The sequence below is a fragment of the Nocardia tenerifensis NBRC 101015 genome (assembly GCF_000308715.1).
In the GTDB taxonomy this organism is placed as follows: domain Bacteria; phylum Actinomycetota; class Actinomycetes; order Mycobacteriales; family Mycobacteriaceae; genus Nocardia; species Nocardia tenerifensis.
The window spans coordinates 1-10,640 of the sequence record NZ_BAGH01000423.1 but is presented as its reverse complement, the minus strand read 5'-3'; the positions used below and the strand labels follow the sequence as shown (position 1 = coordinate 10,640).

The following is a 10,640-nucleotide window of genomic DNA, read 5'->3' as shown; positions in this document are numbered from 1 at the left end:
ACCGAGGGTCTGCTCACCTGCGGTACCCGCGGCGGGGGCGCTTCGTAGGGGCCGGCGTTCATGTCCGGGTCCTCGGCCTCCGCCTGCGCGGGTAGCCGTTCCCACGGCGCGACGGGCGCCCGACGGGCCGGTGGCCCGTCGCGCCGATCGGATCGAGGCCGATGCGCCGATGAGTCATCGTCGCTCATCATGCCTCCTGCGCCCGGCGAGACGGTGCATCCCGGTCGGCTCGGCGAGCGGCGTCAACGCTGAATCGCTCACCGTTCCTCCTGGTACTGCCCATTACTCACACCGCCCCTGCGCCGGTGCGAGCCTTCCGCGATTGTCCTCCACTCTGCCACTGTGGTTTGTCGGACGTCCAAATCCGGTACACCCGGCCGGTCGCCGGGCCGCGGAGATCGATGATCGGAACACAACGGAGGGCGCTAGCTCACCGTCCCTCACTGTGCCTCCTGATGCTCCTGCTGTATCACTCGCTTCTTGGCACGCAGGTACCGATTCACCCGGCGCCTGGTGCCCGGATCGAAACCTTCGTCGGCCGGATCCGGCTGCCCGCGGAACCGGCGCCACAAGCGACGACCGGCCAGCAGGAACAGCAGTACTCCGGCGCATGCGGTAATTATTGCCAGCGCCTGACCATAGGCGTTCGAGCGCACCGAGACGGAGGTGGCATTCCCCAGCGGAATTCCGTCCGGTGTGGTAAGGGAGATCGGAATAACCAGGTTACGGCTGTCGCTCACCTCGGTCGGGATTTGGAACGAGCGTGTCCCCTTCGCGGGGAGCTGCTGCTCCTGGAGGTCGGTGATCTTCGCCTCATGCGGCGCTTGGATGCGGAACTTGATGCGGATCGACACCGGCAGGTCGTTGCGCGCGACCAGCAACAACGGGCTCTGTTCGGACGCGAGGGTGTACACGCCGCCCGGCGGCAGCACGGTCACCGAGCGGTACATATTGTCCATCGCCCGGGTGGTCTGATCGACGCGGCGCTGGGCGAAGGTGTCGGCCTGGGTGGCGTCGCCGGTCCGCCGATCGGACAGGCTCAGCGCCCGGATCAGATCGTCGCGCAACGGGTCGAGGAACTGGCGCGGCGTCGGATCGGCCTCGGGCACCTCGACCAGCGCGCGCATCAGCTCGCTGATGCGGTGGCCTTGGTCGCGCGCCGGCGCGATGAAGCGGTCCGGCACGGCGTCCGCGGCGGCCTGCGACAGGTAGTCGAGTTCATACGGTCGCGGGTCGGGCGGCTGCGCGACCAGATCCTGGAACGGACGCGGCGTCGCGAGGTTGCCGCGCATCAGCAGTTCCACCTGGCGCAGCAGGGCCGTACCCTCATCCTTGCTCGCGCTCCACTGCTGCGGCGGCACGAGCAGGAGCGAACGCGGTTGATTCGGTTGGGGATTCAGCGCGGCCCAGGAGACCGCACCGAGCGCGTCCTGCAGCCGGGCGACGCGGGAATCGTTGCTGACCTCGTAGCGCACCTTGGCGGGGGTGAACGACGGGGTCGGCGGGTTCGAACCGAGCGCGGCGAGCGCCGTGGCGGACCAGATGTCGAACGTCGCGACGCGCAGCGCCGGATCGACGGCGGGGGTGGCCGTCGGATTCCCGTTCGGCGCGGCCGGATTCGCGGCTGTGGCCGGCGGTGACGGCGGGGCCGCGGTGATGGCGGGCAGGCGAATCACGTCGGGGTCGGCGGACTCCGCACTCGCCGCGTGCTGGGTCGCGGTCGGCTGTTGCTTGCTGTCGCCGCGGCCGGTGGTCGGCGTCGCGGTGTCGGACGGGTCCGCGGTGCCCTCCGGCGTGACGGCGGAGTCGGCGAGCACGGCCGTCGTGAAACCGTGGCCGCGCAACAGCATTCCCGCGCCCTTGTCGATGCTGCCGGAGTCCGGCAGGCTCACGCCGCGCACGGATTTGGTGGCCAGGATCGAGTCGACGAGTTCGGCGGGCGCGTTCATCGCCCTGGCCGAGAGGTCCGGGTCGTTCACCGCCGCCAGCGCGTCGAGGTCGACCTGCGCGAACGGCAGGGCGACGGTGCACATCGTCCCGGCGAGCGCGCGCAACCGGTCCAGCCAGGTCTGCGCCTGCGCGGCACCGGTGCCCGGGCGCGTCGCGCCGTCCGGATCGGACGGACTGGCCAGCACCCGGTAGCCCCTGGTCATCGCCTGCACGGTGATCAGCAGGTCCGGGTCGACCGCGAGACACACCGACGAGGCCAGCGCGCGGTCACGGGTCGGGGTCGCGTCGAACACCGTCTCCAACGCGCCGAGCAGTTGGTCCAGGCGGCCGCCCTTGGCAAGCGAGGCGGCCAACTCGTCGTCGGTGAGTTCGACCTTTCCCTCCGCCGAGCCGGGGACGCCGGCGACCAGCCGCGGGCGGTCGGCCAGCGGCCACAGCAGCGTGGTCGCCACCGGCGCGTCGGTCGGCGCGGTCACGGCCTGGTTCGCTTCGGGTGCGTCGAGGGTCTTGGCGGGCGGGGGCACGCCGAGCACGGGGAGCAGGAACCTGGCGTCGTCGAGCCGGGCCTGGTTGCCGTAGTCCGGCTTGCCGTTCACGTTCAACAGCAGCGGGTAGACGCCCGGCTCGGTGATGTTCAGGGTCTGTTTGTCGGTGCCGCCGCCCGGACGGAGCGGGATGGTGACGGTGAACTTCGTGCGTTCGCCCTTGTCGAGTTGCGGCACAACGTCTTCGAAATCGCCGTTGACGTCGTAGTTCACCTGATCGAGCTGCAGCGTCGCGCGCAGATCGCGCGGGGTGGCGATCGCCGCGCCGCGCTGGGCGCGGACGGTGACGTCCTTCACCTCGCGATCGCCGATGTTCATGATCGAGCCCGAGATCGTCAGCGTCGGATCGCTTGTCGTGGTGATCGCGGTGGGGGTGACCGAATCCAGTGACAGCTTCAGGAATTTGCGCTCGGTCGAGGTCGCGGTGCCGGTGGGCTGGGCTTGCGCCGAGGGGGTGACCAGCATCGGCAACGTCGTCGAACCGAGGATGACGAGGGCCGCCAAGAAGATCCGCAACAGTGCAGCGTCGGTGCCCTGCGTGGACACGCTTCGCTGCCGCCTCCGGGCCCGTCGCTCAGGGCGCTGTGCTGAATTCGCGCCCTTCGCGGTGCCCTGCGTGGTCACGCTTCGCTGCCGCCTCCGGGCCCGTCGCTCAGGGCGCGGTGCTGGATTCGCGCCCTTCGCGGTGCCCTGCGTGGTCACGCTTCGCTGCCGCCTCCGGGCCCGTCGCTCAGGGCGCGGTGCACGCGTCATCGCTTGCCGGTCTCCATCCGGTCGATCAGCTTGTTCGCCACCTCGGCCAAGCGGCGCTCGTCAGCGTAGGCCAGTCGAGAGTGCAACTCGCTCAACGGGACCCACGCCACCTGGGTGACCTCCACGTCGGCGTCGGACAGTTCGCCGCCGGTGGAGCGCAGTAGATAATGATGCACGGTCTTGTGTACCCGCCGGCCATCGGTGACGAACCAGTAATCGATGCTGCCGAGTTCGGCGACCACCACACCGTTGATGCCGGTCTCCTCGGCCACCTCGCGAATCGCGGTCTGCTCGGAGGTCTCGCCCTCTTCTATATGGCCCTTCGGCAGCGACCACAGCAGTCGCCCGCGCCGATCCGTCCGCCCGATCAGGGCCGCGCTGCGTTTGTCCCTTGGTCCGTCCAACCCGTCGACGACGAGTCCGCCCGCCGAGGTTTCCCGCACCGTGCGCATGCGCGGTTTCGCCGCATTGGCGGCCGAACCGCGGCGCCGAGGCTGGCGGCGTCGACTGTTCGCGCGATCGGCCGGAGACACCAAGCAATCCTACTGTGTTGGATTTGCGCTGACGCACACGCTGCGATCCGACACTGCGGCGGAATCTCGGTTGCCGGGGCTCGGTAAGCTGCTGATTCGTGGTTTCGACCGAGTCCGAGGACGCACAGCTGGATAGACGTACCCGATTGCTGGCCGCGGCGGCGGTGACGTTGGGCAGGCTGTCCGATGTGCTCGTCCCGCTCGGCGAGATGTTCGCGGCGCGGGGGTTCGAGCTGTACCTGGTCGGCGGCAGCGTGCGGGACGCGGTGCTCGGCCGGCTCGGCACCGACCTGGACTTCACCACCGACGCGCGCCCGGAGCAGGTGCAGGAGATCCTGCGCGGCTGGGCCGACCATCTCTGGGACACCGGCGGTTTGGCGTTCGGCACGGTCAGCGGGTCTAAAGACGGTCAGCAGCTGGAGATCACCACGTTCCGCAGCGACAACTACGACCGGGTCTCGCGCAATCCCGAGGTCACCTTCGGCGACACCCTCGACGAAGACCTGGTGCGCCGCGACTTCACCGTCAACGCCATGGCGGTCCGGATCGGCGAGGACGGTTCGCTGGAGTTCGTCGACCCGCTCGGCGGGATGGACGCACTGCTGGCCGGCCTGCTCGATACACCTGCCGCGCCGGAGGATTCGTTCAACGACGACCCGCTGCGCATGCTGCGTGCCGCCCGGTTCGTGTCGCAGCTCGGTTTCGAGCTGCATCCCCGGGTGCGCGCGGCGATCGCCGCCATGGCCGATCAGATCGATCGGATCACCGCCGAGCGGGTCCGGGTGGAGCTGGACAAGCTGATCGGCGGCGCGCATCCGATCGACGGCATCAACATCATGTGCGAGACCGGGCTGGCTCAGCGGGTGCTGCCCGAGGTCCCCGCGATGAAGCTGGAGATCGACGAACACCACCAGCACAAGGACGTGTACTGGCACTCGCTCACCGTCCTCCAGCAGGCCATCGACCTGGAAGAGGGCGATCCGGACCTGGTGCTGCGCTGGGCCGCGCTGCTGCACGACATCGGCAAGCCGGACACCAAACGCAACGAGCCCGGCGGCGGCGTCAGCTTCCACCACCACGAGGTGGTCGGCGCGAAGATGGTGCGCAGGCGGATGCGGGCGCTGAAGTACCCGAAGCAGTTCACCGAGGACGTGGCCCGGCTGGTGTTCCTGCACTTGCGTTTCCACGGCTACGGCAAAGGGCAGTGGACCGACTCCGCGGTGCGCCGCTACGTCACCGACGCCGACGAACTTCTCCCCCGCCTGCACAAGCTGGTCCGGGCCGACTGCACGACCCGCAACAAGCGCAGGGCCGCCGCGTTGCGCGGCACCTACGACGAGCTGGAGGCGCGCATCGCGAAACTCCAGGAGCAGGAGGATCTCGCCAAGGTCCGCCCCGACCTGGACGGCAACGCGATCATGGAGTTGCTGGGCCTGCCACCGGGTCCCGAGGTCGGCAAGGCGTGGCGCTACCTCAAGGAACTGCGGCTCGATCGCGGCCCGATGACCCGTGACGAGGCAGAGGCGGCCCTCCAGGAATGGTGGAAAGCTCAGGGCTAGAAGACGATCAGCGTCGTTCCGGCGACGATGGCGGAGCGGATCTGCCCCAGGTCGAACGAGCCGCTGATCTCCGGCAGCTCGATCCGGAAGCGGACCAGGTCGCCCTCGCGGGCGGCGTGCGCGATACGCGCGCGATTCGGCAGCTGCTCGAGCAGGAGTGCGGGCGCGTCGATCATCCGTCGCGGTATGCGCAGGCCGAGCCAGTTGGCCCGGCGCAGGTCGACGGTGACCCGGTTGTCCGTCACGGCGGCGTCCACCAGCGCGGTCAGCCTGCGCCGCCGGTGCTCGGCGCGGATCAGTCCGCTCGCGTCGACGCTGAGCTTCCAGTCCAGCGGCTGGCTGTTGAGCCAGCCGACCAGCGCCGCGGTGGTCACGGTGCCGTCGAGGTCGAGCCGCGCGGCGCGCACCTTGGTCGGCACGCCGGGGATCAGCCGGACGCCGTGCGCGATGACGGTCACGGCCTCGATCGGATGGTCGTCCCAGCGCAGCCGGGACAGCACCGTCTTGGTCTGGAAGTGCGCTCCACGCCGCCGGACCTTCAAGACCTGCAGGGTGGCGTGCAACTCGTGCCCGAGCAGGGTGGCGCTGACCTCCTGCCCGCCGAATCGGCTCAGGATGCCCTCGCTGAGCACGGTCATCAGGGCGTCGGGCAGCAGCGCCGTGACGGTGCCCGCGCCCAGGTCGGCGCCCGCGTCCACCCACGACGTGGTGACGGCGATCCATTGCTCCAGCCAGGAGTGCTCGAACAGGCGCTTGCCGAGATCGACGGCCCGCATCGGCGACCAGGACTTCGGATCGAAATACGTGGCCATGATTGATCCGAGCGTACTTGCCGCCGCCGAACTGGACCATTGTCCTGTGATTCAGGTCGCTTCGGCGGGTGAGTACGGTCGGTGGGGCGGGCGTTCTTGCCCGCGGAACACCGTCGCGACGACAATCGGGGTGCTGTCTACGACACACCGCCACGGAAAGGGTGCATATGCCGCTGGATCTGAACAGTGATCTCGGCGAGGGCTTCGGTCCGTGGAAGATGGGCGACGACGCGGCGATGCTCGAGATCGTCACCAGCGCCAACATCGCCTGCGGATTCCACGCGGGCGATCCCTCGATCATGCGCCGGACCTGTGAGCTTGCCGTGGCGAAGGGGGTCAGCATCGGTGCGCACGTCGGCTACCGCGACCTGGCCGGGTTCGGCCGCCGCGAGATCACCATGGACCCCGCCGAGCTGTGCGACGAGGTGCTGTATCAGATCGGCAGCCTCGACGCGTTCGCCAAGGCGGCGGGTGATCGGGTGCGGTATGTGAAACCGCATGGCGCGCTCTACCATTCGGCCTCGCGCGACTCCGCTCTCGCGGCCGCGGTGGTGGCCGCGATGGTCGATCACGATCCGGAACTCGCGCTGCTCGGCCCCGCCGGAAGCGAACTGGAGCAGGCCGCCGAGGCCGCGAAGGTGCGCTTCGTCGGCGAGGGCTTCGCCGATCGCGCGTACACGCCGCAGGGCACGCTCGCGAAGCGCGGCCTGCCGGGTGCGGTGCTGGACACGGATTCCGCGGTCGCCCAGGCGGTTTCGATCGCCGTGTCGGGCACGGCCCGCACGGTCGACGACTCCGGGGACGTGGCGGTGCGCGCGGCCAGCCTCTGCGTGCACGGCGACACCCCTGCCGCGGTCGAGATGGCCCGGCGCATTCGGACGTCCTTGGACGAGGCCGGGGTGCCGGTCGAGGCATTCTGCTGAGCATGATCGGCGGCCGTTCGATCGATGGCGCGGCGCGGTGACGGATCCGGCGCCGAAGGAGGTCGATCCGGATCGCGTGATCCGGGCGGCGGGCGACTGCGCGTTGCTGGTCCTGCCGGCCCGGCACGATGAGGTGGCGAAATTGGTTGCCGCCCTGCGTGTTCGTATGCCGGAGGGTGTGGCGGACATCCTGCCCGCGGCGGAAACCGTTCTCGTGACGCTGCTCTCGCCGGAGCACGCGGATTCCGTCCGGCAAGCGCTGACGACCCTGCTGCGCGAGCTGCGAACGCCTGCGGCGGTGCAGGGTTCGGGCGATGTTTCCCGTGGAACATTGTCCGGCAACGATTCTCGGGACGACCCGCTGGAGATTCCGGTCCGCTACGACGGCGCCGACCTGGCCGAGGTCGCGCGGCTACTGGGGCTGACCGAGGCGGAGGTGATCGCCGAACACACCGGGACGGTCTGGCACTGCGCGTTCGTCGGATTCGCCCCCGGCTTCGGCTATCTGGAGTCGCCCGACGCCCGCCTGACCGTGCCCCGACGACCGGAGGCGAGGACATCCATCCCCGCGGGCGCGGTCGCGCTGGCCGGTGGATACACCGCCGTCTATCCGCGCAGCACTCCGGGCGGCTGGCACCTGATCGGCACCACGGACCTGCGGATGTGGGACGTGCACCGCGACCCGCCGTCCTTGATCCGCGCCGGCCGTTACGTCCGATTCGTCGAGGCCGACCGGCTCAGTTCGCCGAATCCAGCCGGGCGTGCATGAGATACACGTTGTAGTTGCGCCACGTCGAGACCGTGAAGTACAGATCCTGGCCGGTCGACCACGGATGGATGAAGCCGCCGTAGGCCGTCGGGTAGTCCACGGTGGAGACCAGCTGGGCGGCCTCCGTCCAGTTGCCCTGCGGGGCAGCGGCATTGCGCGTCACGATCGTGCCGCGCGTCGCGTCCAGGTACACCATCTGCCACCGCGCGCCGGCCTCGTCGTAGCGCACGGACACCTCGCCTGCCATGCCCGGCACCACCGGCGTGGCCGCGTTCTCGGCGGCCGGCGCCCAGGTGCCGTTCACCCAGTACTGGTAGGCCGAGGTGTTGAGCACCTCGGCCTTCGGTACGCGAGCCAGCCCGATCATGCCCAGGCGTCCGTTGGGCGTGCCGAACATATAGACGTAGTCGCCCTGCGGCACCATCGCGGCCACCTGGAATCGGCCCGTGCCGAAGATGTTGTCCCACTTGGCATACTGGTCCTTGGTCCAGGTGCGGCCGCGGTCGTCGGAGTACGCGATTCCGCCGTAGTTGCTGGTCCACAGGCCGGGGATGCGGCTCCAGCGCCGCACCGACATGTAGCTCAGGTACTGACGGTCACCGAGGGCGAACCCGGAGGTCGGAATGGTGGTGGTCTCCCAGTTCCTGATCTTGCGACTGCCGAGGATCTCGGCGGCGTGACACCTGCTGTCCTGCACCATGGTGTCGAGGGTGAGGCCGTCGGTCAGGTCGCGATCGGTGCTGTAGGCCAGCACATTGCTGCGCCAGTCCTCGTCGTCGAGCCCCGCACCGCCGGACTGCCAGCCTTTGCCGAACGTATCGCCGAAGACGACGGCGACCTCGCCCGGTCTGGTCTCCCACATGAGGCCGAGGTCGGTGCCGTCGACCTGCCAGCGTAGGTCCGTCCGATTCTCTGAGCCGTGCCCGGTGACCTGACCGACCAGCTCCACCGACGTGACGCGCGGCTCGTGCACCGGCGCGGCGAGCGGGCCCGGCTCGGCGGGGTGGATCACCGGCGGCGGTGCGGGCTGCGGTTCGACGCCCGGACCGCCGGGCACGGGAATCGGGATGGGTTCGATCTCGGGTTTCAGCTCGACCCGCGGAATCCTGAACGGTACGCCGCTGCCGGAACTGGGCGGCGCGTCCTCCGGAAGAGGGCTCGGCTCAGGAGTTTTCGGATTATCGCGGACGTCGGGGCACGGCGTACGGCACGGGTCCGCGGGCAACGGCGCGGGATCGATCCTGGTGTTGTCCGGCGGCGGATCCGGTACCGGCACCGGGGTCAATTGCGGAATCGGCACGGGGATGTCGATGCGTTCCGGTAGCTCCGGTAGTGGCGGCTCGGTGGGGTCGCGCTCGCGGTTCAGTGGATCGAAGCCGACCTCGCCGCAGCTGTTCACCGGCGCGGGCGCCCAGGGAAACGGGGCCGCGTGGGCCGCTGGGACGGGCACGGTGAGCAATCCGGCGATCAGCGCACCGGACAACGCTGGTAGTCGCGGATCACGCATGGTGGCTGACTCCTGTCGAATCGGGCCGCGGTGAATAAAACTTAACGGAACGGTGTGCGCGAATTGCGGAACCGAATGTCGGTCGCGCGCGTCCAAACTCATATGAACGAGATCGAATATGTATTCGGTACGGGCGACGGCCGGGTCCACGTCTGGACCAGCGAGGCCGACCTGGAATTGGCCGGGCCCGGCGCGGCCGACGCGGTGCGGCTCGACTTCGACGGCGACGGTCTGGCCGACGACGCCATGTGGGACACCACCGGTTCCGGCATCGCTGACGTGGCGGCGCTGGACCTGGACGACGACGGCGTGCTCGACCACTTCTATACCGACCCGACCGGCTCGGGCACCTGGGACCACCACGTCACCGGCGCCGCGTCCGACGCCGTCAGCGAGCCGCTCGGCTGGATCGTGCGCACCGATCACGTCGACGCCGAGCCGTACGCCGAGCATCGCGCGGCCCAGCAGCACCCGGCGGCGGACTGCTTGCCGGATTCCGACGCCGATCAGTCGCCGCCGACCGCCCATCCGTCCTCGATCACCGACGCGCCGCCGTCGCACCGACCCCCGGACGACCTACCCGGGCACCTTTTCCAGTGGTTGAGCCGCGCAGGCGGCCACGTCGACGACGATCCGATGATCGCCTGAATACCGTCCGACTATTTCTCGGCTATCCGGCCCTCCGCCGCCGTGTATTCAGTGCGATGGCCGCTATACCCGCGCAATAGATTCCGGCCCCCACCGAAATCACCGGCAGCGACCGACCGTCGTCGGGGATAACCAGGGCCGCGCCCGCGATCGCCAGGATGAACGCGATATTGAACACCGTGTCCTGCAACGCGAACACCTGCCCGCGCCGCGCGTCATCGATATCGATCTGCATCGTCGCGTCGCCGGTCAATTTGATCGTCTGCCCGGCCAGCCCGAGCAGGAACGCCCCGACCAGCAGCAGCTGATGCGCCCGCTGCGCCGCCGTCCCGGCCTCCGCCAGCGCGATCGGCGTGACCAGCGTCAACTGCACGACCGTCGCGGTCAGCAAACCCGCCACCACCGTCTTCGACCGCCCGAGCCGCGGAATCAGCAGCGGCGCAACGACAGCCGCCACCAGCATGCCCCCGGGGTCGCGGCGATCGCCACGCCGAAACCGAGCAGCCCGCTGTTCAACGCGGAGCCCGCGGCCGGCGCCTGACGCAGCACGAGCACCATGATCATGGTGTTGAGGCCGAACACGATCCGATGCGTCCCGATGCCGAGCATCGCGGTGGTCACCTGCACCGACTCCCACACCG

9 protein-coding genes and 1 pseudogene are annotated in these 10,640 nt (G+C 69.4%); 4 read left to right on the top strand and 6 right to left on the bottom strand.

Annotated features, from left to right (window positions below):
- The 3 genes from ON39_RS50200 to ON39_RS33605 all read right to left on the bottom strand — a co-directional run.
- Window positions 1-188: hypothetical protein (locus ON39_RS50200; protein ID WP_218006189.1), on the bottom strand; the 188-nt coding region annotated here is incomplete at its 3' end.
- Between the two features lie 252 nt (window positions 189-440).
- The gene (locus tag ON39_RS33610; RefSeq protein WP_085998308.1) at window positions 441-3,041 is read right to left on the bottom strand and encodes a DUF6049 family protein; all 2,601 of its coding nucleotides are present in this window, start codon (window positions 3,039-3,041) and stop codon (window positions 441-443) included.
- Between the two features lie 203 nt (window positions 3,042-3,244).
- On the bottom strand, window positions 3,245-3,781 hold the full coding sequence (locus ON39_RS33605) for an NUDIX hydrolase (RefSeq protein WP_040740234.1): 537 nt from the start codon (window positions 3,779-3,781) through the stop codon (window positions 3,245-3,247).
- A gap of 98 nt (window positions 3,782-3,879) precedes the next feature.
- On the opposite strand from ON39_RS33605, the gene ON39_RS33600 reads away from it, so the two are divergent.
- Window positions 3,880-5,340, top strand: a complete 1,461-nt coding sequence (locus tag ON39_RS33600) for a CCA tRNA nucleotidyltransferase (RefSeq protein WP_040740232.1) — start codon at window positions 3,880-3,882, stop codon at window positions 5,338-5,340.
- Here ON39_RS33600 and ON39_RS33595 read toward each other — a convergent pair.
- The gene (locus ON39_RS33595) at window positions 5,337-6,152 is read right to left on the bottom strand and encodes a hypothetical protein (RefSeq protein WP_051187448.1); all 816 of its coding nucleotides are present in this window, start codon (window positions 6,150-6,152) and stop codon (window positions 5,337-5,339) included. The two genes, ON39_RS33600 and ON39_RS33595, sit on opposite strands and share 4 nt — an antisense overlap.
- Window positions 6,153-6,319: 167 nt before the next feature.
- Between ON39_RS33595 and ON39_RS33590 the strand changes: the two genes are divergently transcribed.
- Window positions 6,320-7,075 carry a LamB/YcsF family protein gene (locus ON39_RS33590; protein ID WP_085998307.1) on the top strand — a complete coding sequence of 252 codons (756 nt, stop codon included), beginning with the start codon at window positions 6,320-6,322 and terminating at the stop codon, window positions 7,073-7,075.
- Window positions 7,076-7,112: 37 nt separating this feature from the next.
- Complete coding sequence (locus ON39_RS33585; RefSeq protein WP_040740230.1) at window positions 7,113-7,844, top strand: 5-oxoprolinase subunit B family protein; 732 nt, start codon at window positions 7,113-7,115, stop codon at window positions 7,842-7,844.
- On the opposite strand, the gene ON39_RS33580 is transcribed toward ON39_RS33585, so the two are convergent.
- Window positions 7,813-9,351 carry a glycoside hydrolase family 183 protein gene (locus ON39_RS33580; protein ID WP_040740237.1) on the bottom strand — a complete coding sequence of 513 codons (1,539 nt, stop codon included), beginning with the start codon at window positions 9,349-9,351 and terminating at the stop codon, window positions 7,813-7,815. The genes ON39_RS33585 and ON39_RS33580 overlap by 32 nt on opposite strands.
- Before the next feature lie 102 nt (window positions 9,352-9,453).
- On the opposite strand from ON39_RS33580, the gene ON39_RS46290 reads away from it, so the two are divergent.
- Window positions 9,454-9,999: a hypothetical protein gene (locus ON39_RS46290; protein WP_051187447.1), complete on the top strand. Its 546-nt coding sequence runs from the start codon at window positions 9,454-9,456 to the stop codon at window positions 9,997-9,999.
- 22 nt (window positions 10,000-10,021) lie between these two features.
- On the opposite strand, the pseudogene ON39_RS33570 reads toward ON39_RS46290, so the two are convergent.
- A pseudogene (locus tag ON39_RS33570) lies at window positions 10,022-10,640 on the bottom strand (MFS transporter); the annotation flags it as partial.